Consider the following 23396-nt stretch of genomic DNA (forward strand, 5'->3'; position numbering starts at 1 on the left):
GCAATTGAACGTGGCTACTAAGTGGCTATTAGACATCATAATGAACTTAAACAACTGAAAAAGGTATTCTACTCTATGAAACAGACGTAAACACTGTACCGCTTAATGCTATTTTTGTAAAGCATCCGTTTGACCTTTTCGACATCCATTGTGTGTTTACACACATTTTACATTGCGTTTACACTTCTGTGATGCTAGTGCGTTTCATCTAATAGTACAATAAAGGGTAACTATACTGCATGAAATTGATGGAGGCCATATGTTGATAGAGAGTCAGAAGAAGGATAAAGCCGGGTCAGAACGTTACTTTAACCGAGATTTAAGCTGGATTGAATTTAATCGCCGTGTGCTTCAGGAGGCTCAGGATGCAGATACACCGTTGCTGGAGAGAGCCAAATTCTTAGCAATTGTGTCCAGCAATTTGGATGAGTTTATGGCTGTTCGTGTTGCAGAGACGCGCGAGAAGATCAAGGCTGGTTTTATGCAAAAGGATTTTACGGGATATACCCCCTCCGGTTTGTACAAGCGGCTGATCAAGCGTACCGTCTCGATGGTATCCGAGCAATACCGGACCTATCGTGATATTTCTCGCCTATTGACGAAAAAAGGTCTTTTGCTGCTTGAATATAATGACTTAAATACGACACAGCGCAAGTCGCTGGATGCATATTTTCATGAAATTATATTTCCAGTGCTCACCCCGATGGCGGTCGATCAGAGCCGTCCTTTTCCACTAGTTCACAATAAATACGTATATTTGGCAGTAGTCTTGAGACGTCCGGGAGATACGGAGGAGGATAAGCCGCTTTTTGCCATTGTGCAGGTGCCTTCCAATATTCCGCGTGTTGTTTCGGTGCCGTTACGTTCCAATAGCAAGAAGAAATCATTTATTTTAATTGAGGAACTGATTAAGCATCATATACAAACGCTGTTTTCCGGATATATACCCGAGGCGGTTCATGCCTTTCGGGTTACGCGTAACTCTGATTTGTCCATTAATGAAGAAGAGATCGAAGATTTGCTCGAAGAGATTGAAAAAGAGCTGCGTCGTAGACGGCGGGGAGCACCGGTCAGACTGGAAGTGGAGAAAGGGATTAACCCGTTTGCTCTGATGGAGCTTCAACGCGAATTCAAGCTGTTCGATCATGTATTTGAGATCGACGGGCCGTTAGATCTGACGTTTTTATCGTCTTTTGCCGATCATTTGGAGGGGTATTCGCATCTGAAGTTTCCGGCAATCAAACCATTGTATCCGGAAGAACTGCCTCCGCAAGAGGATATCTTTAACGTACTTCGCAAACGGGACGTGCTCGTGTACCATCCGTATGAATCATTCGATGCGGTAACTGATTTTATCATTGAGGCATCAGAGGACCCGGATGTAATGGCCATTAAGATGACCCTGTATCGTGTCAATGGAGAATCGAAGCTCATTCCAGCTCTGGCACGTGCAGCCGAATCGGGCAAGCAAGTGACGGTAGTGGTCGAGCTGAAGGCACGTTTTGACGAAGAACGTAATATTGCTTGGGCGCGTACGCTTGAAAAAGCTGGCTGTCATGTAGTCTACGGGTTGGTCGGCTTGAAGACGCACGCCAAAATTATTCTAATAGTACGCCATGAACGTAACGTGCTCAAACGGTACGTTCATGTGGGAACTGGCAACTATAATGAAAGCACGGCACGTGTATATACGGATATCGGGTTATTCACAGCGGATCCGGTGCTGGGTGAGGATGCCTCTGAGCTGTTCAATGAAATTACGGGCTTCTCGGCGCTCAAGACACCGCAAGCTTTCACTGTAGCCCCGACGGGAATGAAAAATAAGCTGTTCGAGCTGATCCGCAGGGAAGCGGAGCAAGCACTTGCAGGCAAGCCAGCCCGTATCATTGCCAAAATTAATTCTTTATCCAATCAGGAAATGATTGATGAACTATATGCGGCTTCTCAAGCAGGTGTAAAGATTGATTTAATCATTCGAGGGGTCTGTTGTTTACGCCCTGGAGTGGAGGGCTTTAGCGAGAACATTCGGGTTATCAGTATTGTAGACCGTTTCCTAGAGCATTCCAGACTGTTTTATTTTGAGAATGCAGGTCATTCGGAGCTATTCTTGTCCAGCGCGGATTGGATGACTCGCAATCTGACTCGCCGGATTGAGCTGATGTGCCCAATTTATGACGACCGAATCAAAGAAATGCTAGTGGATATTTTACGTTTATCCTTGAAAGATAATGTAAAGGCGCGCCAGCTTATGCCGAATGGCAGCTATCAATTTGTAGCAAGAAACAACGAAGAGGCTCCCATCAGGAGCCAATTCGAAGCGATGAAGGTTAAAAACTGGAAGAAGGAAGAATGGACCACGACAACGTAAGATTCCAGGCCTTTTGAAAGTCTTTTGCGACAGCCACCAGCTCCCGTTGCTCCAGAATCGGTTCACTCTTGCTTTCCAGGCGAATATGCAGCGCATCGTCTCCTGTCGTGGGATGGATGTCGGAGATGATGCCGGATTCGCTACGATCCATGCCGATTGCTAGCTGGAGCAGCGAGCCGAGCCGGTGTACACGTTCTTCGTCGGAAGGCTCCAAAATATCTGCATGTGTGCGCAGCAAGCGGGGGGTCCGGTTTTTGGGGTGGTAATCAGCGATCAGCGCGGCTAGCACTGTTTCCCGGTGAGATAAGCCGCCAATGCCTGCGTGCAAGATCCAGAACACGGAATGCTGGCGGAAGTGATAGTAATTCAAGGCTGCGCCTGTCTTGTAAAGAGTTGCTGCGGTCAGTAACAAGCGTTTGTCCATAGCGATTGAGGGTCCTTCAGCTAAAGTGTCATAGAGCCGGACGGCGTACTCGTTAACCCGCTTGACATGCGCTTCGCTAACCGGGACAGCAAACGACAGGATATTGCGAATGGACGCGATGAGCGGATTAGCCACCACAGGCTGTTCAGCGTTGACTAGCTCATGAAACAGGCCGTCTCGCAGACCCGCTCCACTGACCAAATACGCAGAGCCTTGAGCAGCTTCAAAGATCGTTTTCAATATAATGAGACCCGGTACGATAATGTCGGCTCTGTCTTTGGACAGGCCGGCTGTTTTTTTGCGTTTTTCATAGGGGAGATGAGGCAGACTGCCATAGAAATAATCGACATCTTCTATTGTCATTTCGTAATGGTGTGTCACAGGAAGCGAGTAATCCCGCCGTTTCTGATTGATTTTAGCCAAAGTACGGAGAGTTCCACCCAGCCCGATAAACGGCAGACCCGGATTGGAGAAGATCCAATCATGGTTTTGCAGTGAAGAACGGACAAAGCTCTCCATTTCCTCAATCTGTCCAGGAGACCATTCGCCATTCTTGACCTCACGTCCAAAGCGCCAATTCATATTGACTGCGCCAAAGGGAAATGAAACTGTATGCAGTCGTGTCCGATCACGGAACAGCGTAATTTCGGTACTGCCGCCCCCGATGTCAATAATAATTCCGTCACTCACATTCATTGTATTCACTACGCCCAGAAAACCGGCATAGCCCTCTTGCTCCCCGCTCAGTATTTCCAATGTTAGATCTGTCTCTTCCGCAATCCATTGAACGATTTCGTCCGAATTCGCCGCATTGCGGATGGCCGCTGTTGCTGCTGCACGCATTCGGACAACCCCGTGCATACGGCACACTTCCATAAATTGGCGTAACAATGGAGCGATGCTGCGTATTGCTTCTCGTTCCATACGACCGTTGGCCCCAACCTTTTCGCTCAGCCGAGCAGCTTCTTTGCATTCCTGCACAATTCGATAAGCTCCTGTCTCTGTCATTTCATAGATCACGAGACGTATAGAGTTTGAGCCAATGTCCATGATGCCAATTTTGCTATTCATGAGTTGACCTCCTTGTTGAAAGAAACCATTTGCCAGCAAATTCAACTGCTCCGTTCTAAATGGTATTCAGATTATTGTCATTGTACCAGTGTTGTCCGGTGCATGCTACCGTTCACCATGATCTTGTCGAAATAGACACATGATCCTGACAAACATCCAAGAATAGCACACCCCTATTGAGTATGTATAAGTATACCTGACGGCGAAAGGAGAGAATTAGATGAGACAACTTGCAAGCAAATGGCTAAAGACGAAGGCCCTCCTCCATCATCCACATACCGCCGTTTATATACCGGAAACCTGTCTATATAGTGAAGAACAATTGCGCATGATGCTGCGGCGGCATGCTTTTGTATTTATAAAACCCGTAAAAGGAGGCGGAGGGGGCGGAGTCATGCGCGTGGCCAAGGAGGGGAGGGGCTATACCTGTACGCGTATGGAACAAACACATCGGTTCAGCCATTTTAGTGCGCTTGTAGTCGGAATCGATAAGCTCCGAATCCAACGTCCGTATCTCATTCAGCAAGGTATTCAACTAGCAAGTATCCAAGGTAGACCTGTTGACTATCGAGTCAAAGTCGTAAAGGAAGGGGGGAAATGGGAGTTTCGTGCAGTGGTGGCGCGTCATGCTCGTCCCGGACTGGTGATAACGAATCTGTGCAAAGGAGGAACTTTGTTGAAGGGAACAGAGGCACTTCGGATGATATATCCGCGACGGCTAGCTATACGAAAGCGGCGGGAGATCGTTGAACTTACACAGCACTGTATTCCTATACTCGAAAGGAGATTTCCCGGGATCGGACAACTGGGATTTGATTACGGGCTTGATTGGAATGGACGGATATGGATTTTAGAGGTAAACACAAGACCTCAATAAATTCATGTTTTTTTCAAAAAGTTTCCATTATAATCTATTAACAAGATGCTAAATATAATATATTTGTATAAACATAAAAAAATTTTTTTTTGCGTTTAATCGCCAAAATTCTGTGTATAAATATTGTCCACATTATCCCCTGTCACATATAAGGGTTAACGACACTTACCAACAATTTATACACAGGATTTCCACAATTGACTGTGGATAACAGAACGCTTGTTCCGTTTTTGGTATTTTGATAGAATAGATTTTGAAATAAAAGGAAAGGTTGTGTCGAGGATGGCTATGCTGACGGATGAAATGCTTTTGGATTCCTATCAGATGGCAATCGAGCTTAAACTTGAATGTGACTTCATTGCACTGTTGCTGGCTGAAATTCACAAAAGAAATCTAGAGATGAATACAGCCGTAGTCCTTCATTAGACCGGACAAGCTCTCGTACTGCGACTGTAAAGTCATTCAGGGTTCGGATGACTTTACGGACAATCACTGCAACGAATAGGCACACCGTAAAAAAGGGTATTTCACTCCAGAGATTCAAACCTGGAGTAAAATACCCTTTTTTGTCATAGTCTAAATTAACTACATTTTCATGTTACTGCTGTGACCGGGAGACAACTTGGCGTCTGGATCTACATAGACCTTGGCGTTGTTGACTGCCGTAGGGGCTTCACCAAAGCCAACCGCGATCAGCTTGAGCTTGCCTGGATAGGTGGTGATGTCTCCTGCAGCGAAAATGCCAGGAATATTCGTCTCCTGACGAGAATCGACCACGATGGAGTTACTTTCGATTTCAATTCCCCATTCAGCAATCGGGCCAAGTGTGGATACAAATCCAAAGTTAACAATGACATCGTCCACTTCGATTTCCTGAGTTTCTTTGGTTTTTACATGAGCAAGAGTGACCTTCGTAATCGTATTTTCCCCATGCAATTCTGCAATTTCCGTTGGTGTAATCACGTTTACTTTGGAAGCGAGGAGGTTTTCGACACTGTGTTCATGCGCGCGGAATTTGTCACGGCGGTGAATCAATGTAACCTGTTCTGCAATCGGTTCCAGCATAAGGGCCCAGTCTACAGCAGAGTCACCGCCGCCACTGATTAGCACCTTACGGCCTGCAAATTTGCTCAGGTCGCTGACAAAGTAATGCAGGTTCGTTTTTTCAAAACGATCGGCACCTGGAAGCTCCAGTCTGCGCGGCTCGAAAGCACCCACGCCAGCGGTAATGATAACCGCTTTACCATGATACTCGCCACCTTTGTCTGTTTTGACGATGAAGTGGCGTTCTTCTTTCTTCTCTAACGATACAACTTTCTCTTCTAGCTGCACCTCTGGATTAAAATGGTTCATTTGTTGAACCAAATTGTTGACCAGTTCCTGTGCAGTCACTTTAGGAAAGCCAGCAACGTCATAAATATATTTTTCAGGATAAAGGGCTGCAAGCTGGCCGCCCAGTTGGGGCATACTTTCAATTAAGGTGACGGATGCCTGACGCATTCCTCCGTAAAAAGCGGCGAAAATACCGGCTGGACCGCCTCCGATTATGATCAGATCGCGGATCTCCGCACCTGTGGATTGAGCTGTCACTCTAAAAACACCTCCGAAAGGGATAGTATGAATTGTAGATATTGAATCAGCCGCATAGAGGTTCAGATAGCCGCCGAACGTATGATTCACTGCTTATCATTATAAACTGCTGGGTTCCTCTTGCAAAGTTAAAGCGATTAATATTTGATGAAGACTTTCCTGTGAGTATAAATTAACCGTGTTGAGAGAAAAGCTGTCAATATTGAATGATTATGTATATCGGAAGGGGTAGAAGCATGAGCAGTATTCCCAAAATTGTCATTGTGGGCGCTGGATATGGCGGAATATTGACGGCTCAGCAATTGCAAAAGGAGCTCAAGCACAATGAGGCAACTGTCACGCTAATCAACCGTCATGATTACCACTATATTACGACTCATCTTCACATGCCTGCGGCAGGCACGGATACGATTGAGCATTCGAGGATTCCGATTGCGCAGCTCATCGATGAGTTCAAGGTGGATTTAGTCAAAGGAACAGTTAAGGAAATCATACCAACGGAGAAAAAAATCGTGCTGGAGGATGGCTCGCTATCCTACGATTATTTGGTTATCGGACTAGGTGGGGAGCCGGAAACATTCGGTATTCCAGGGATGGATCAATTCGCGCTGACGATTCGCAGTATTAACTCTGTGCGCCTGATTCGAGAGCATATTGAATACCAGCTGGCCCTGTATAAAAATGATGGTAAGCCAGGTCGTCTAAATTTCGTCGTAGGGGGCGCTGGTTTTAGTGGCATTGAGTTTGTAGCGGAGTTGGCGGATCGTCTGCCACAGCTGGCTAAAGCTTACGACATCGATTTTAATCGAATTCAAATCATTAACGTTGAGGCAGCTCCTACAGCATTACCAGGGTTTGATCCTGAACTGGTGGAGTATGCGATGGATGTCCTCAAACGTAAAGGGGTTAACTTCCGTATTGGAGTTCCGATTAAGGAATGCCTGCAGGATGGTGTAATCGTCGGTGAGGGTGAGAAAATTGAAGCCTGCACGGTCGTCTGGACGGGTGGGATCCGTGGGAACGGTTTGATCGAGAAAGCCGGATTCGAAGTAATGCGTGGAAGGGTGAAAATCGACGATTTTCTGCGTGCACCGGGTCACGATGATATTTTCATTATCGGGGACAGTTCTCTGATGTTTAATCCCGAAGGCCGCCCTTATCCACCGACTGCCCAAATTGCAATGCAGCAAGGAGTGCTTTGTGCCAAGAATCTGGCCGCTACGCTCCGCAAAAAGGAGCTGCACAAGTTCGTATTCTCCAATAAGGGTACAGTTGCATCTCTTGGAAAGGGCGAAGCCGTCGCCGTAGTAGGTAAACGCAAAATCAAAGGCTGGGTGGCCGCACAGTTGAAAAAAATCGTAGATCTACGCTATCTGTTCATCATTGGCGGCATTCCACTGGTACTGAAAAAAGGGCGGTTTTTCTAACGTCAGAAGGTTTCCATGACTCCTTGAAAGGAGCTTGGAGACCTTTTTTATTTAGGTGAACGAAAAAAAGATATTGACTCATAACTATTCGACGACGTATAGTATGATTACTAATTACAGAGGGGGAGCTTCACGTTGAATTCTGATTTTAAAATCAATGCCGATCCCAAGAGAATAAATTTATTGACTGAAAAATTTCCAAATGTGGACTCCCAATCGTTGAATACGTTCGTACTTTTCGTGCAGGCAGCACATGAAGTGTACAATGGAGTGTCTTCCAGACTCTCGGAATATGGGTTATCTGTAGGCAACCTGAAAATTTTAGTGCCATTGTTTTTACATGAACGTGCATTGACTCCATCAGAGCTGGCTGAATATTCAGGGGTTACTCGTTCAACAGTAACCAGCGTAATTGATAAGCTGGAACGGGACGGCATCATCCGCAGAAGTACGCTGACGGATCGACGTATGACTGCGATCTCCTTGACTGATGAAGGAAAACAGTTAATGACGGAAAAAATTCCGATGTTCATCCAGCTTTTTTCGGAGTTAATGAATGAATTTACGCAGGAGGATCATATTCTATTTGCTACGTTATTAAATAAGCTTTCCTCAGGACTTGAGCGGATAAAACGGAAATAATTAATTTCCTGGCTTAAATAGTTAGACGTCATACTATCAGGTTCCTTATTTGTTTTTGATAATTATTTTTTAACTACCATTGGTTAAATCATCATGAAGGAGAGTTTGTTGCAATGAATAAAAAGATCATTGTGTACGTGCTACTTGTTGTCGCATTAGGTACTGGAGGTACGCTGATGGCAATGAGCGGCAAGGATGCTGTGAGTATGGCAGCCCAACAAAAAAACACACTGCTTACGGCAGATACCGTGAATGTTGCTTTTCAGGGTGTAGGGGGAAGAGTAAACACGATTGAGGTGAAGGAAGAACAACAGGTGAAAAAAGGGGATGTAATCATGACTCTTGATCCTGTAGACCTTGATTTGCAAATTGAGAAATTAAAAACGGATATCGCACAGGTTGATGTGAAAATAAAACAGGCTAAAGACGGGCTGCAAAATCAGTCGGAGAAAATTTCAACTTCAGAAAAACAGGGACAATTGGACATTCAAGCCGCGCAAGCAGGAGAGACCTTATTAAATCAAGGAACACGTGCGGAGGATATTCTAAGACAAAAGCTGGCTATTGAAGCAGCACAGCAATCGTTGGACGCAGCTCTGACAGGAGTAGAGACAGCCAAAAGGAATGCGGAAATCGCGCAAAAAACAGTATCATCCAGACAACAGGCTCTGGACTTGGCTAATGTGAATTACAACCGTATCAAAGCGTTATATGATGCCGGAGCTGGAACCAAAGCAGAACTGGATAACGCCAAAAACCAACTGGATAATGCCCAAATCGCGTTAGATACAGCTAAGGATCAGGTTGAAATTTCTAATAACCAGATTACAGCGGCTAGCAAACAATCGGACATTGCTAGAAATGGGATCGCTCAGCAGCAAACCGCTTTGGATAAAATGGAGGCTGGCGCAACGGCTGAGGAACGCCAGCAGGCTCGTATCAAAACAGAAAAAGCCAAGGAAGCCTTGACTCAAACCTCGCAAACACGAAACGATGTTAAGAATAGCGAATACAATGTGGATCTTCTGGCTCAACAAAAGCAGGCATTAAGTGTTCAACTCAAAACTTTGGAATTACAGCGGGGACGTATGGTGCTGAAGGCACCCACAGATGGTAAGGTGTCGCGTATTGTACCTAAAATGGGAGAGATCGTTTCTACGGGGGCAACGGGCGCCGTTATCGAAACCACTCAGCTATACTACGATATTTATGTGGGTGAGGATTCCATGTCACAGTTTAAAGCTGGGGGAAAAGTGACTTCGCACGTTGTAGCTTTAGATAAAGATGTCCAAGGCAAGGTGAGGTACATCACTTCTGCTCCTCAGTATACCAACATGAGAATGAGTCGGGACAAAGGTCTGTCGGATATAAGCTCCTTCCAAGTACGGGTGGATGTTCAGCGCACATCTGAATTATTACCTGGAATGACGGTAGAGGTTGTGACGAAATGAAGGCGTTTATAGAAGAATGGAAGCTGTTGATCAGCGGTAAGATGGTTTTTGTTATGCTGCTCGTTCCTATCGTAGTAGCTGTAGCCTTTGGATTTGTTTTTAAAAATAATCAGCTTAACGATGCCTCTGTAGCTGTAGTCGATTTAGATCATAGCAGTTATAGCCGACAGCTTATTAATAAATTAGATGCATCGCAGTATATTGATGTACGCCATGTGCAAGAGAATGAAGCCGATCCGAATTTACTTTTATATAATGAAAAGTTTTTTGCGGTGATTTACCTTCCAGCTGGGTTGGAGGAAAATAGGATCAAAGGAGTTCAGAGCAACATCGGTTTTTATGTGGATAATACGGTAGGTCAGGCTACTGGAAATCTACGCTCGGCAGTCACAGAGATTATGGCGACGGAAAATGCGATGCTGGCTGGTGGTGGATTAAAGGGCATGGGAATGAGTGACAGCCAGGTTACAGGGCTTACTTCTAATATGCTGCTTCAGCAGCGCCTGTTATATAATCCTACCAATGCTACTTTGATGACCTCGGTTATGGGATTCATTAATACGGTCATGATTTCATTGATTGGTGCTACTGTACTGACAATCGTCCCGCGATTGCGGGAGCAAGGAAGATTAAAAGAGGAGCTTCAGCATTCGTATAGCTTGATTCTTAGGGTGTTACCGTATGCGTTAGTAGGATGTGTGTCCTTTTACCTGTCCATTGGTTTACTTAAGCAAATTGGGGGATTACGCTTTGAAGCGAATGTATGGCAGCTCAGTATTCCATTTTTCCTATACACGATTACGTTGAGTTTGTTTGCGATGGTTTTAGGGTGGAATGCTGCGAATCCTGGAAAAGCTTCCTCACGCCTCATGCTAATTATACTGCCTTCGTTTTTACTGAGCGGTGCTCAATTGCCAGTGGCTATGCTGCCTCCATCGCTGCAATATGTAAGTAACATTCTCCCATTGACCTGGCATTTCAAGTTTTTGAGAGGTATGGGCTTTAAAGGTGGGAGCTTAAAATATTTTATTCCCGAGTTGGGAGGCTTTTTGGTTTTACTAAGTGGTTTGCTGCTTATTATCTTTATTTTGATTGCTCTGGAGAAAAGAAAGCTGGCGAAAAGTGAGGATACATCCGTAGGAGGCGAGCCTGTGCTGCAATAATCGGAGATATTATTCCTTGGTTATGACCTGGAAATCATAAAGAATACGATTTAATCAGGCACCCGTGAGGGGCCTTTTCTCTTCTATTATAGCTTTAGGTCTTATAAAAAAAGGATTCCGTCGTCCCGAAAGTGGGAGTTCACGGAATCCTTAATTGTATGCTGCGATATGGTACTGACGGTGTGCTTACAGCTTCAGCATGTCTTCAAATGTTTCTTCGTTCAACACGCTGCCGACATAGAAGGAACCGAATTCACCGTAACGGGCACTCACTTCATCAAAACGCATTTCGTAAATTAGCTTCTTGAATTGAAGTGCATCGTCGGAGAACAGGGTTACGCCCCATTCCCAATCGTCAAAACCGATGGAACCTGAAATGATTTGCTTTACTTTACCAGCATAGCTGCGCCCAATTAAACCGTGACTGCGCATCAAGGTGCGACGCTCGTCCATCGAAAGCATGTACCAGTTGTCGTCCAGATCACGTTTCTTGTTCATCGGATAGAAACAAATATAACGAGCCTTGTTTAATACAGGCTTCAGGCGCGCGACAATTTGTGGATTTTGCATTGGATCTTCTTCCTTGCTCAAATAATTACTCAGTTCCACCACACTTACATAAGAATAAGTTTTGGTCGTATATTTGGCGAAGGTTGTTTTGTTGAATTCATTTTCCAATTTATTGAGGTCTTCCAGCGTTTCACGCAGGTGTAGCATAACAAAATCAGCCTTTTGTCCGACTATAGTATAGACAGCCGAGCTGCCCAGACCTGCTTCCTCGGTAACGCTCCATTCCTTCATAAACTCTTGAAGCTCGTCCAGTGCTCCCGCGCGCTCTTCATCATCTGCGGTTTTCCATGCCGTCCAGTTGATGGACCGGAAATCGTGAAGCGCGTACCAGCCTTCCAGTGTGGAGGTTACTTCGTTGGGTGTTGCTGGGGTTTGTTGAGGTTGATGTTGATTCACGATCTACACTCCTTTACGATCTGTAAATGTAATCGGCTTAGCCGAAATATGTGTACTTCCGTATATCGTTCCTGTATCCAATACGTGATGTTTAACCATTATATTGTAGCTCAATTTGGAGCTTTTCACCAATGAAAGAAGTGTGAAGAATATTATTTTTCCATGATGCAGGTCACAAACTCATAAAATAGTTAGTATTCTCGAAAAAAGAAGAACTCGGACGAATACGGCTGCCAAAAAGGAGGACAATTGCCCTTATTTTGTTGGTCCCACCCGAGGGCAAGTATGATAGAATAGAAAAACATCTTGGAGAACGTTATGTCAGGAAAGGAAGAATGTCGGAATGCGGATGAAAAACCTGCTGCACTATACTGAGAACCACCGCTACTGCGTTTATCGGGAGTTTGGCTTGAGCGCACTGGATGAATTGATGCTGGGAAGTGTCTATCAGCCGATGGTAGGCGCATTTGCGGTCAGTCTATATCGACTGTTGTTCCAGCATGTGCCAGTCGGACAGATCGGTTATTCGCCGTTGGAACAGCAACGTCGACTTTTTCTGACACTGGGACTGGAGCCAAGTGAGAAGGGACGCAAGTATTTGATTGAACAGACCTCCAAGTTGGAGGCTGTCGGTCTGTTGCAGACGTCCAGGCTGTATGCGCCTGAAACGGACGATTATATGTATGAATATGAGATGCAGCCACCGCTCGCACCTGCTGAATTTTTCAGAACGCAGCACCTCACCCTTTTGTTGAGAGACAAAATCGGTAAGTTTGCAGTGCTTTCTCTGAGAGAATCGTTGTGGAGCAGGGAATCTAGCGAATGGTCGCAATCTTCCCATAATAAAGAGAATATTTCGGTTCCGTTTTATGAGCTGTTTGAGCTGAACACCCATGTTATCGATTATGAGCTGGAACAGGCGCTGTCCGAGGTGTCCACGAGCCGTCAGACTGGAGCATTAGCGTCCGAATCGGAGGAAGCATTGAACTATGCCGATATTATTCTTCGTTTTCCGCGTGAATCCGCCAATCGCAAGCACGTGGAACGTCTTCGATTTGAACACGAGCAATTAGGTATGGTCAATTACGTGGTCCGTAAATTTGATCTCTCTGTACAGGATATCAGCCGCTTGCTGGATGAGGACGGCATTTTTACCGAAGCAGGTGACTTATTGCTCGACGAGCTTCAGCTTCGGGCTAGCCAGCACTCCAGGCAGGAACGGAAGCGTCAGGAGGAACAGCAGGTGCAGGCCGCCAAGGTGGTTGCCTTGCGCCAGAGGGAAACTTCCACACCTGAAGAGCCGCCTGCAGAGCAGGCTGTGGAAATGGAGTTTTATGTAGAGGTACCACCACAATTCACAGCCAAGTGTGACATTCACCAATATAATATGATGCTGCGCAACGAGCCTTATCGCCGTTTGCTGCAAACTTTTTTCCCCGGCACGGTTCCCGGTAACCTGCTGGATATATTCGAGAAGATAGATATCAGCTATAAGCTGCCTGGTGAAGTCATCAATGTGCTGATCCATTATTTAATGTCACTGCTCGTATCGGGGAGCGATCAACGGATTAACCGCAACTTTGTCGAGGCCGTTGCCTCCAACATGCTGCTAAAGCAGGTAAACACTTACGAAAAAGCCGTTCAATATATAAGGGATCAAGCCAAGGTAAAAGGAAAACAGTCTACTGCTTCTTCTTCGGGAGGCAGATCCCGCACGTATGCCAAAAACAATGGGCCTGCCAAGCCGTCTATTCCGATCGTACAAGATCAACCTTCCGAGGAATCCGTATCCGAGGAAGAACTGGATGAACTGCTTCGCCTGGCCGAACGATTGCAATCCGGTAAACAGAAAAAGGTCTAGTGAATTTTAGGTTTTATAAAACTATTAGCGAAGCCAATTCAATAATGTGCCGACTTTATGGCGGTCAGTAGCGGAGCGGGCAGAATTGTTCTGAAGAAGCGAAGCGTTTGCCTTTATCCTCGGATTTCAACTTTTGAAATTATAATTCAGAAATCCGGAGATAACAGCAATCGGAAGAACAATCTGCACGCGTAGCATCGTCTCCCTCCATAACTCTGCACTTTTTAAGAAAGGAGGAGCGTTCTTGGAATCACTCGGTGATTTGCTACAGCAGATGCAGAACCCTTCGTTTCGCCAACGCACTCGCAGCGTAGCCGATCAGGTTCTAAATGATCCGCTGGTGAAGGAATTTTGTGCTGCCCATCCTGATGTGGACGAAACGCAATTGCGACTTAATATGAGTATGCTCTTTCAGTATACCCGGGATCGTCGAAATTGCGACAACTGTCCGGGACTGGAACGGTGTCCTAACGATTTTCAGGGTCACTTTTGCAAGCTGGGCGTGGAGTACCCAAATGGAACAGCGGAAATGGTGGACATTCGGACCCCGTGCGCCAAGCTGGTTGCTTCTCAGCATGAACAACGGGTGCGCGAGCGAATTAAAAGCTTTTATGTAGATGAGCGCGCGCTGTTGGAAGGCTATAATGCCGTTGAAATTGCGCGCAAGGATTTGCAACGCGTGCCTGCAGTAAATCAGGTATTCCGCTATATTGAGGAAACCAAAAGTCAGGGTTTATTAAAAAAAGGGCTGTACCTGGAAGGTACGTTTGGTACGGGCAAAACCTTTTTGATGGGCTATCTGTTGCACGAGTTGGCTCTGTCGGGTTTCAACGGTGTGATTGTGTACATGCCTGATTTTGTGGAGGACTTAAAATCCATGATTCAGGATGGACAGAAGCTTAAGGAAACGACCGAAATGCTTAAAAATTGTGATCTACTTGTATTTGACGATATTGGTGCTGAAAATTTGAGTCCATGGGTACGGGACCATGTAATGGGCTCCATTTTGAATTACCGAATGAACCGCAAACCGACCTTTTATACTTCCAATTACTCGCTGCAAGGGCTAGAGAAGCATCTTAGCTTTACAAGCAAAGACGGAGAGGAAATGTACAAGGGACAACGCTTGATGGACCGGATTCGTCCTTTTGTAGATGTCATTACCGTCAAGGGGAAAAATCAGCGAGGATAAGCGGTCATCTGCCTACTCTTTTGATATCTTACAATTAAAAGACTATTGTGATATAATTAAAAGGTGTCGAAACAGACATTACAGGTTATAATAATGTTGACTTTTCTATAAAGGAGGAACATACAATGGCAATTGTTAACGTGTCCGATCAATCCTTCAACGCAGAAGTCGAAGGCACAGGAACCGTTTTGGTTGATTTTTGGGCGCCATGGTGCGGTCCTTGCAAAATGATCGCTCCAATTCTGGAGGATCTGTCCACAGAAGTTGGCGATAGTGTCAAAATCGCGAAGGTGAACGTGGATGAAAATCCAGAGTCTGCTTCCCGTTTCGGCGTGATGAGTATTCCTACCCTGATCGTCTTCAAAGACGGACAGCCTGTTGATAAAGTGGTAGGCTTGAACTCTAAAGAAGCATTGAAAAGCATGCTTACTAAACACCAATAATAATGGAATGTGACCCATGCTCCTGCGGGGGCTTGGTGGAGCGCCATGAACAGTCAATGCCTCCGGTTATATATACCGGGGGCGTTTTTGTGCATTATTCCTATATAATATAAGTAGTTAGTTGAGCAGTCATTAAGAATGGAAGGAGGAACCGGGCGAATGAAATCCTATGCGGAGGACTTGCAGAACCAGGAGAAGGCGCTGGAGAATATACGGCACAAATTAGCATTGCTGCCGGATGCATCAGGCTGTTACCTGATGAAGAACAGCGAAGGCACCATCATTTATGTCGGCAAGGCCAAAGTGTTGAAAAACCGGGTTCGTTCCTATTTTACAGGTAGCCATAACGGCAAGACGCAACGACTGGTTGCCGATATTCGTGATTTTGAATATATCGTTACAGGCAGCAATATGGAGGCGCTCATTCTGGAGTGCAACCTTATTAAAAAGCACCAGCCGCGTTATAACGTGCTGTTGAAGGATGATAAAACCTTTCCGTACTTGAAAATTACGAACGAGGCACACCCCAAGCTGGAGGTAACCCGTCGCGTTCTGAAAGATAAAGCGAAATATTTTGGACCGTACCCTAATTCCTACGCGGCACATCAGACGAAAAAGCTGCTGGATCGTATGTATCCGCTACGCAAGTGCGGTGTGATGCCAAAAGAAGTGTGTCTGTATTATCACATGCATCAGTGCTTGGGACCTTGTGTGAAAGAGGTTGAGAAGGAAACATATGACCAGATCAGTCAGGAGATTGGTTCCTTTTTGAGTGGAGGACATGAGGAAATTAAAAAGGATCTCCAACGTAAAATGCAGGAGGCCGCAGAGGAATTGTACTTTGAGCGTGCCAAGGAGCTGCGGGATCAGATTATTAGCATCGACGCGATGATGGAAAAGCAGAAAATCACCACATCTGATGCGAAGGACCGGGATGTATTCGGCTTTTCGGTAGATAAGGGCTGGATGTGTGTACAGATTCTATATGTCCGTAAGGGTAAAATGATCGAGCGCCATATGTCGACTTTCCCTTTCTACGGTGAAGCTTACAGTGATTTTATGTCCTATGTGACGCAATATTACAGTGACAACCCGGCAGTGCCGCAGGAGATATTGTTGCCGGATTCTCCTAAGCTGATGAAAGCAAAATCGGCTGATGTTGATCAACCGATTGCAACAGAAACTGAACTATACAGTGCAACTACGGCTGAGACTACCGGGATTACAGATGAGGAAGCAGTACAAACGGAGTCAGATCGTTCTGCTGACCCATTGCTGGTAGCCGAAGCACGAGCAGCTTATGCAGAAGGAACGAATTCAGCCCAAGTTGGTGACCAAGAAACCGAGGAAACTGAAACTCAACTATCCGGTGGATTGGAGGACCCATCTGCAGCAGCTCTTGCTCTGGCTGAATGGTTGGATGTAAAAGTACTTGTGCCACAGCGCGGGCTGAAAAAGCAAATGACAGGTATGGCGACGGAAAATGCACGTGTTGCTTTGGATGAGAAGTTTAAGCTGATCGAGCGGGATGAGGAACGGACATCCAAAGCTGCAAGCAATCTGGGACGTGCCATTGGGCTGGATAGTCTGCATCGGGTAGAGGCATTCGATAATTCCAACATTCAGGGTTCTGATCCAGTCTCGGCCATGATTGTCTTTATTGATGGCAAACCTGCCAAGAAGGAGTATCGAAAATACAAGATCCGTTCTGTGCAGGGACCAGATGATTATGAAACAATGCGTGAGGTTATTCGGCGTCGATATGAACGTGTGCTGAAGGAAAATCTTGAACGTCCCGACTTGATCATTGTCGATGGTGGCCGTGGACAAATTAAAGCGGCAACCGATGTATTGGAAAATGAGTTGGGTTTGTTTATTCCTGTGTGTGGTTTGGTGAAAGATGCCAAACACAGAACTTCCCAACTACTGATGGGAGAAACATTTGAGGCCGTGACACTTGCACGCAATAGCGAGGAATTTTATCTGCTGCAACGGATCCAGGACGAGGTTCACCGTTTTGCCATCACGTTCCACCGCGAGCAGCGCGGCAAATCTATGGTAACTTCCCAGTTGGACTCCATTCCAGGCATCGGCGAGAAACGGCGTAAGTTGCTGCTTAAGCATTTTGGATCGCTCAAAAAAATAAGAGAGGCCAGCGTCGAAGACTTCCGGCCTCTCTCTATTGGGGATAAGCTTGCTCGTCAGATTATAGCTGCCCTTCGGGAGGAGGAGTCGTAGAATACGGCTCCTCTTTTTTCATGGGTTCAAACATGATTCGATTAGGTTTTTTGGGACTAAACCAGTAAATGATGTAGCCTACAATAGCCGGAAGTAAGATCCAGAATAGGCCGGCGCTCACATTCACGGTGTCTCCCAGACTTATCACACTAAGCCCCATTAATATGCTATCAAAAATAACGTGGCTGAACATAGCAGCGATAAAGCCGTAACGCAAGAACACGAAACTAAACAGCAAACCAAGAAAAGTCAGCTCAATAGGTCTGGAAATCACCGGATAGATCGGATAAAGCGTATGTCCCAGTGCCCAAATAAGCGTAGTGATCAGACAAGCAACAAACGTATTCTTGACTATTTTTTTTACCATCGGAATACCAAATAGACGGTAAACAGTTTCTTCTCCAATACCTGCCATCCAAGCCATAATCGGCAATAGCCATGGATAAGCCATATTGTAAGGGGACTGCGTGGCGTCTGTAGTGGAGAACGTATTAAATGTGCGCTCCAATACAAAGAACAAAATGGATTGTACGCCCAGTAAAATGAAGGCCCACAAGTAACCGACATACATACTGCGAAGCACATACAATCCGTAGCCCGGCTCTTTAGCACGTGGCCATGCATTTAGTCCAACCTGACGCATAAGCCCGTCGCCGCCTACCAAGGAGAAATAGAGGGCTACAGCCATGAAGAAGGTAACACCAACCTGGAATACCATAAGAAATATAAGCATGCCCTTACTGCCTGCTTCAGCTTGCAATAAAGGTAGCATGTTCATTGTCCCAGCTATACTAGCAATAAAGTATACAATGGACAGAATAATACCGCGCACAAATGAAGTATGTCGTCGGGTGAGTGACGCATATACAATGGCAAGTACGCCCAGGACAAAGCTAAATAGGGCATAACCCGCATAAGTCATCCAATTCGCCCAGTATGTTTGCTTTTTAACATAGTCGGTATAGGACGAAGGGGCCGAAAAGCTTTGGGTAAACGAGCGAACATCCCCGTCTTCAAAAGTAAAAGCCAGCGTAAGTACCGAGGCGCCGATTTTCTTTCCGTCCACGGTATATTTTAATCCACCTTCCCCCTCAGTGGTCGCGAGCTTCAATTCAGATGGCTTAAAGCCAAAGCGTTTGATCCATATTGCTGCAGCCTGTTCCTTGGCTTCGAGCGTCATGTCACCCTCAGCTACACGTACAAGTCTGCTTCGTGCTTGTTCATCTGTAGAAACATCAGCCTGTGTGTAATTGGTGCTGGAGGTGATCCGTTTAAAGCTAACGACCTTCCCAGTGGATAAATCCACATGGATTTGCAGCTTGCCCTTCGCTGAGGAGTCAGGCAAATCAACCCGAAAGGTTTCATAAGGATAATTTTTTTTCCATGTACGATCGTACTCTTGAACCAATTTTTCTCTGGATAAATAACCGTACAAATCTGTTTCAGCCTGATAGGTTACGACGGGCTTCTCTGGCTGTGATTCCGTATAGCCCAGCTCGGAACGGGCAAAGTCCAGGGCGTGTATGACCGCTTCTTGTTTGCTGATGACCTTTGCATTCATCAATGATTCCGGACTTGGATTGCTAAGCGAGGGAATAAGCAATTGAAAGATAAAAAAGCAAACCAGGCCAACCCCGCCCAGCAAGCCTAATTTTTTGAAGTTGGCCGTGAGCACGACCGGTTTCCCGATAGGATTCATGAGTTTCCTCCTTAATCTGTAAATAAGAACATCCATTAAAGATATCATACTGCACAGGTTCCCGCCAACAGAGCAGCGATATTCATGAAAACAGAGTGAAAGCACTTTAAAGTTTTAATAAAATTAGATAAGCTGTGATTAACCGATGTCTATTCGCGAATTAAAGCCAATTTCACGTTTTTTCGGCGAAATCGGTTTTGTGATCTGGATAGAGAAGGATTATAATCTTGAGGCAATGCCTATGAAATATATGGGTAATGATATACATTTAAGCCGAATTTCTATGAGAAAACGGGGGAACCATGTTACTGGGGTGAATTTTACAGCCGATCCTGATGGACCGGAAGTGTAAATAGGGCATACTGTGCTGTCCGAATTCGTCAGCTAACCTCGTAGGCTGTGGACAGGAACCAAGTCAGGCACTCGGTTTTCCGGTGTCTTTTTTTGTGTGTATAAAAGTGTTTGGATTGGTTAGACCGCTGCGGGTTCAGATTATTCTTCCGATTGCTGTTATCCCCGGATTTTTTTGATTGTATAAACCCTTTAATGGTTAAAATCCGGAGATAAAGGCAAACGCTTCGCTTCTTCAGAACAATTCTGCCCCCTTCGCTGCTGCTCGCCAATAGCACCAGGGAGCCGGTTAGTGTTTGACATGCATTCTTCCTGTATTCAGGGAATGCTAATTATAGCTACTTAAGGTTTGGAAAATCAAAAAAATCAGGGGCAACGACGATCGGAAGATAAATGGAACGCGTAGCGGGCTTACACCGTATTAAGTCACTGTTTTTATAGTTTTAAGGATTAGGAGAGAAGTGATGAATAGATGAATCCCAATGCACGCTGGCTTCGGCTTTCTCCACCGCAGATATTCGTTGCAGGCTTTGCCATTATCATTCTAATAGGTAGTTTATTGTTAATGTTGCCCATCTCTAATACAACAGGAAAACCACTTGCGTTTATAGACGCTTTGTTTACTGCCGCGTCCGCGACCTGTGTAACCGGGCTTGTCGTTAAGGATACAGGGCTCTTTTTTACAACTTTTGGTCAAATCGTTATCGTTGCGCTGATCCAGATCGGTGGTCTTGGCTTTATGACCATGGCTACCTTGATCGCGCTGGTGTTCAAACGTCGCATTTCCTTGCGGGAGCGCCTTATTTTGCAAGAAGCGATGAATCAGACCTCTGTCGAAGGAATTGTTGGATTGATCCGCAAGGTGCTATGGTACTCGCTGATGATTGAGGGCGTATGTGCAGCTATTTTTTCGATTCGCTGGTCATTTGATATGCCTGTCGGCAGGGCGATTTATTTTGGAATTTGGCATGCCATTTCCATGTTTAATAATGCTGGTTTTGATTTATTCGGTGAATTTCGCAGCCTGACAGGTTATGTATATGATCCGATTGTTAATTTTACAGCCATGTTTCTCATTATTTCGGGTGGTATTGGTTTTGTAGTGATGTCAGACCTGGCAGATTATCGTAAGCGTAAGAGACTATCTTTGCATACCAAGGTGGTACTCAGCATGACAGCTGCTCTGATTGTCGTCGGGACGCTCGTCATTTTTGTATTTGAGTTTACGAATCCAAAGACGCTTGGCTCGCTTGATTGGGGTGGTAAACTGCTGGGTTCTTTATTCCAGTCCGTTACTCCACGTACCGCAGGTGCCAACACGCTGGACATTGCAGGCTTGCGGCAGGCTACGCAGTTTTTTATCATCATACTCATGTTTATTGGAGCTTCGCCTGGCTCCACTGGGGGCGGGATTAAGACCACTACATTTGCCCTGCTCATTGGAGCGGTGTTTTCGATGCTGCGGGGACGGGAAGATATTGTGCTGTTCCGGTACCGACTTGCGCAGGCACGAATTTATAAGGCTTTGACCATTACCTTGCTGGGGCTGCTGTTCGTGATTGGGGTGACGATGATTCTGTCCGCAACCGAAGATCATCATTTTCTAATGATCTTGTTCGAGACAGTGTCTGCATTTGGTACAGTAGGGCTGTCTATGGGGCTTACACCTGATTTGTCAGTTGTAGGCAAGCTGGTGATTACTCTGACGATGTTTGCAGGCAGGCTGGGTCCACTCACGCTAGCTTATGCACTGGGACCGAAAAAGGGTAAGGAATTGTATCGTCATCCAGAAGGTAAAATAATTATAGGGTAAGGGAGTTTTCGAGTAGATATGAAAACGCAGCAGTTTGTAGTCATTGGCCTGGGACGGTTTGGCTCAAGCCTGGCTTTGCAATTGGTGGATATGGGGTGCGAGGTGCTGGGCATTGATCGGAATGAGGATGTTGTAGACAGTATGAGTGAGATCCTGACACATACTGTCGTGGCGGACGCTACAGATGAGGATGCGTTGCGGTCACTGGGCATCCGTAATTTCGATTGCGGCATTGTTGCAATTGGTGATGATATTCAGGTAAGCATCCTGACCGCCATTTTGCTGAAGGAGCTGGGTGTGAGAAAAGTCGTAGCCAAAGCTATATCTGTACTGCATGGGCGTGCGTTAGAGAAGCTTGGGGTGGACCGAGTCATTTATCCGGAACGAGATATGGGTATTCGGGTAGCGCATCAGCTGGTCACGCCTAATCTGCTCGATTATTTGGAGCTGTCCAAGGAATACAGCATTGTGGAACTCAATGTGCCTGCATGTCTGAATGGCAAAACGTTAGCAGAATTAAATGCTCGTACTCGCTTTGGTTGCAGCATCGTGGCACTTCATACGGCGAATGGTATCTTGATCGCGCCGACAGCTATGGATCGGCTGAAAGCAGACGATATTATGGTCATTATCGGCTCCAATGACAATATCGGCCGCTTTGAGGATGAGGTCGTTAATGTCAATGAAGAGGGTTAAATTCTCTACACCATACGGTAGCCTGCAAACGATGCACGTGTCTCGCTAATCCAGCGTCGTGCTGTCGGGCCGAGATCGGCCGTTTCTGAGTATATGAGGGAGGTCGTTCGGCGTGTCTCCTTCAAATCAGGCAAGTACAATGCAGTAAGTCCATTATCTCGCAGCAGTTCGCTGCGCAAGTAGGATTTGGGCAGCAAAGCGGATGCCTTGCAGGTTGGAAGCAGGCGTACAATCGCCTCGAAGGAGTCGATTTCCATGCGGATATCCGGCATAATGCCGCTGCGCTGGAACAAGTCATCCGTCAGGCTGCGGTACCAGGTTCCTTTGGAGAAAATGATCATCGGCAATCCTTGCAGGTCCTTCATTGAAGCCGTTCCTGTCTTGACAGTTAATTCATGTCCGATGGGGACGACTAGCTCCAAATGATCGTCAAATAACGGAATGCAGCGTAATCCAGCTTCATGAATGGCAGACCCGACAACGCCGGCGTCTGCTTTTTTGTCGCGTACAAAGGCGACGATTTCATGCGTTTTGCCGGTGAGCAGCTTTAGCTCAGTCTGAGGATGCTTGCTCATGAAAGCCTCGACGAGGGTAGGCAACGTCGTTTGGAGTGTCGTAAGACTTGCGCCCAGAGTAAGCATGCTCTGGGCTTCATTTTTGTGCTGTGACAGCTTTTGTAAGAAGCGAAGCTGACGTTGCCGTTGCTCCAGCGCGAAAGTATATACAAATCGGCCAGTTGATGTAATTTCGAGCCGTTTGCCCCGACGATCAAAGAGATGGACACCCAGCTCTTCCTCCAGCTTGGCAATTTTGCGAGACAGGGCGGGTTGGGACAAATTCAGCAGTTTTGAGGCTTTATTCAAGCTGGACTGCTCGACAACGACGGCAAAAGCGTTCAAATCCTCAAACAAATCTTCCACTTCCTCTCTATATGCAAAAAAGACATAATAATTAATACGTATATTGCAATTCCATTATAAGCCGAAAAGGAGTAACATGAAAGCGACACAAGATGTTCACACTTTTGTTTTTCCTTATAAGGGACACCTTGTTGAACATTCCCTGTCGGGAACTGTCATTTTATATGTTATATTACTATTGAAAACGCTATTATTGGGAGAAGG

At 45.8% G+C, this 23396-nt stretch carries 18 protein-coding genes and 1 riboswitch; of the genes, 13 read left to right on the top strand and 5 right to left on the bottom strand.

The features are described from left to right. Positions 1–259: 259 nt before the first annotated feature. Positions 260–2368: a polyphosphate kinase 1 gene (gene ppk1, locus ACXHJ2_RS03125; protein WP_165081575.1), complete on the top strand. Its 2109-nt coding sequence runs from the start codon at positions 260–262 to the stop codon at positions 2366–2368. On the opposite strand, the gene ACXHJ2_RS03130 is transcribed toward ppk1, so the two are convergent. After that, a complete protein-coding gene (locus ACXHJ2_RS03130) occupies positions 2328–3863 on the bottom strand; it encodes a Ppx/GppA phosphatase family protein (protein WP_165081577.1) in 1536 nt (511 codons plus the stop codon). The genes ppk1 and ACXHJ2_RS03130 overlap by 41 nt on opposite strands. A 220-nt stretch (positions 3864–4083) precedes the next feature. On the opposite strand from ACXHJ2_RS03130, the gene ACXHJ2_RS03135 reads away from it, so the two are divergent. Together ACXHJ2_RS03135 and sda are read left to right on the top strand one after the other, a co-directional pair. Next, a complete protein-coding gene (locus tag ACXHJ2_RS03135) occupies positions 4084–4740 on the top strand; it encodes a YheC/YheD family protein (protein ID WP_013372891.1) in 657 nt (218 codons plus the stop codon). A 282-nt stretch (positions 4741–5022) separates the two neighbouring features. Then, positions 5023–5166: a sporulation histidine kinase inhibitor Sda gene (gene sda, locus ACXHJ2_RS03140; RefSeq protein WP_007431918.1), complete on the top strand. Its 144-nt coding sequence runs from the start codon at positions 5023–5025 to the stop codon at positions 5164–5166. Between the two features lie 159 nt (positions 5167–5325). Here sda and ACXHJ2_RS03145 read toward each other — a convergent pair whose 3' ends face one another. Continuing rightward, complete coding sequence (locus ACXHJ2_RS03145) at positions 5326–6330, bottom strand: NAD(P)/FAD-dependent oxidoreductase (protein WP_165081579.1); 1005 nt, start codon at positions 6328–6330, stop codon at positions 5326–5328. 236 nt (positions 6331–6566) lie between these two features. On the opposite strand from ACXHJ2_RS03145, the gene ACXHJ2_RS03150 reads away from it, so the two are divergent. The 4 genes from ACXHJ2_RS03150 (at position 6567) to ACXHJ2_RS03165 (ending at position 11013) form a co-directional block, all read left to right on the top strand. Beyond that, a complete protein-coding gene (locus ACXHJ2_RS03150) occupies positions 6567–7757 on the top strand; it encodes an NAD(P)/FAD-dependent oxidoreductase (protein WP_165081581.1) in 1191 nt (396 codons plus the stop codon). Between the two features lie 135 nt (positions 7758–7892). Next, positions 7893–8399 carry a MarR family winged helix-turn-helix transcriptional regulator gene (locus ACXHJ2_RS03155; protein WP_165081583.1) on the top strand — a complete coding sequence of 169 codons (507 nt, stop codon included), beginning with the start codon at positions 7893–7895 and terminating at the stop codon, positions 8397–8399. Positions 8400–8512: 113 nt separating this feature from the next. Then, positions 8513–9850 carry an HlyD family secretion protein gene (locus ACXHJ2_RS03160; protein WP_165081585.1) on the top strand — a complete coding sequence of 446 codons (1338 nt, stop codon included), beginning with the start codon at positions 8513–8515 and terminating at the stop codon, positions 9848–9850. Continuing rightward, entirely contained in the window at positions 9847–11013 is a 1167-nt protein-coding gene (locus ACXHJ2_RS03165) for an ABC transporter permease (RefSeq protein WP_165081587.1), read from the top strand. Before ACXHJ2_RS03160 ends, ACXHJ2_RS03165 begins: the two co-directional genes overlap by 4 nt. A 186-nt stretch (positions 11014–11199) precedes the next feature. On the opposite strand, the gene hemQ is transcribed toward ACXHJ2_RS03165, so the two are convergent. Beyond that, positions 11200–11979 carry a hydrogen peroxide-dependent heme synthase gene (gene hemQ / locus ACXHJ2_RS03170; protein ID WP_013372883.1) on the bottom strand — a complete coding sequence of 260 codons (780 nt, stop codon included), beginning with the start codon at positions 11977–11979 and terminating at the stop codon, positions 11200–11202. 343 nt (positions 11980–12322) lie between these two features. Here hemQ and ACXHJ2_RS03175 point away from each other — a divergent pair, with 343 nt between their 5' ends. From ACXHJ2_RS03175 to uvrC, 4 genes are all read left to right on the top strand, one after another. Beyond that, the gene (locus tag ACXHJ2_RS03175) at positions 12323–13840 is read left to right on the top strand and encodes a replication initiation and membrane attachment family protein (protein ID WP_013372881.1); all 1518 of its coding nucleotides are present in this window, start codon (positions 12323–12325) and stop codon (positions 13838–13840) included. A 244-nt stretch (positions 13841–14084) separates the two neighbouring features. After that, positions 14085–15032, top strand: a complete 948-nt coding sequence (dnaI, locus tag ACXHJ2_RS03180; protein WP_013372880.1) for a primosomal protein DnaI — start codon at positions 14085–14087, stop codon at positions 15030–15032. A gap of 125 nt (positions 15033–15157) precedes the next feature. Then, positions 15158–15475 (top strand): thioredoxin, encoded by a 318-nt coding sequence (trxA, locus tag ACXHJ2_RS03185; RefSeq protein ID WP_010347861.1) that lies wholly within the window; start codon positions 15158–15160, stop codon positions 15473–15475. Positions 15476–15634: 159 nt separating this feature from the next. After that, a complete protein-coding gene (gene uvrC, locus ACXHJ2_RS03190; RefSeq protein WP_165081589.1) occupies positions 15635–17713 on the top strand; it encodes an excinuclease ABC subunit UvrC in 2079 nt (692 codons plus the stop codon). Here uvrC and ACXHJ2_RS03195 read toward each other — a convergent pair. Beyond that, positions 17682–19412 carry a CPBP family intramembrane glutamic endopeptidase gene (locus tag ACXHJ2_RS03195; protein ID WP_165081591.1) on the bottom strand — a complete coding sequence of 577 codons (1731 nt, stop codon included), beginning with the start codon at positions 19410–19412 and terminating at the stop codon, positions 17682–17684. The genes uvrC and ACXHJ2_RS03195 overlap by 32 nt on opposite strands. Positions 19413–19673: 261 nt before the next feature. Continuing rightward, a riboswitch (cyclic di-AMP (ydaO/yuaA leader) is annotated at positions 19674–19826 on the top strand. Positions 19827–20235: 409 nt separating this feature from the next. On the opposite strand from ACXHJ2_RS03195, the gene ACXHJ2_RS03200 reads away from it, so the two are divergent. After that, positions 20236–21576, top strand: a complete 1341-nt coding sequence (locus ACXHJ2_RS03200; RefSeq protein WP_013372876.1) for a TrkH family potassium uptake protein — start codon at positions 20236–20238, stop codon at positions 21574–21576. 18 nt (positions 21577–21594) lie between these two features. Further along, positions 21595–22272 carry a potassium channel family protein gene (locus ACXHJ2_RS03205; protein ID WP_013372875.1) on the top strand — a complete coding sequence of 226 codons (678 nt, stop codon included), beginning with the start codon at positions 21595–21597 and terminating at the stop codon, positions 22270–22272. Positions 22273–22277: 5 nt separating this feature from the next. Here ACXHJ2_RS03205 and ACXHJ2_RS03210 read toward each other — a convergent pair whose 3' ends face one another. Then, complete coding sequence (locus ACXHJ2_RS03210; protein WP_058711984.1) at positions 22278–23183, bottom strand: LysR family transcriptional regulator; 906 nt, start codon at positions 23181–23183, stop codon at positions 22278–22280. Positions 23184–23396: the final 213 nt, after the last annotated feature.

Source organism: Paenibacillus sp. ALE3 (assembly GCF_054113405.1).

Bases quoted from the DNA above. Each gene is read 5' to 3' on its own strand.
- ppk1 (WP_165081575.1), top strand. From the start codon at position 260: ATGTTGATAGAGAGTCAGAAGAAGGATAAAGCCGGGTCAGAACGTTAC.
- ACXHJ2_RS03130 (WP_165081577.1), bottom strand. From the start codon at position 3,863: ATGAATAGCAAAATTGGCATCATGGACATTGGCTCAAACTCTATACGT.
- ACXHJ2_RS03135 (WP_013372891.1), top strand. From the start codon at position 4,084: ATGAGACAACTTGCAAGCAAATGGCTAAAGACGAAGGCCCTCCTCCAT.
- sda (WP_007431918.1), top strand. From the start codon at position 5,023: ATGGCTATGCTGACGGATGAAATGCTTTTGGATTCCTATCAGATGGCA.
- ACXHJ2_RS03150 (WP_165081581.1), top strand. From the start codon at position 6,567: ATGAGCAGTATTCCCAAAATTGTCATTGTGGGCGCTGGATATGGCGGA.
- ACXHJ2_RS03160 (WP_165081585.1), top strand. From the start codon at position 8,513: ATGAATAAAAAGATCATTGTGTACGTGCTACTTGTTGTCGCATTAGGT.
- ACXHJ2_RS03165 (WP_165081587.1), top strand. From the start codon at position 9,847: ATGAAGGCGTTTATAGAAGAATGGAAGCTGTTGATCAGCGGTAAGATG.
- ACXHJ2_RS03175 (WP_013372881.1), top strand. From the start codon at position 12,323: ATGCGGATGAAAAACCTGCTGCACTATACTGAGAACCACCGCTACTGC.
- trxA (WP_010347861.1), top strand. From the start codon at position 15,158: ATGGCAATTGTTAACGTGTCCGATCAATCCTTCAACGCAGAAGTCGAA.
- uvrC (WP_165081589.1), top strand. From the start codon at position 15,635: ATGAAATCCTATGCGGAGGACTTGCAGAACCAGGAGAAGGCGCTGGAG.
- ACXHJ2_RS03195 (WP_165081591.1), bottom strand. From the start codon at position 19,412: ATGAATCCTATCGGGAAACCGGTCGTGCTCACGGCCAACTTCAAAAAA.
- ACXHJ2_RS03200 (WP_013372876.1), top strand. From the start codon at position 20,236: ATGAATCCCAATGCACGCTGGCTTCGGCTTTCTCCACCGCAGATATTC.
- ACXHJ2_RS03205 (WP_013372875.1), top strand. From the start codon at position 21,595: ATGAAAACGCAGCAGTTTGTAGTCATTGGCCTGGGACGGTTTGGCTCA.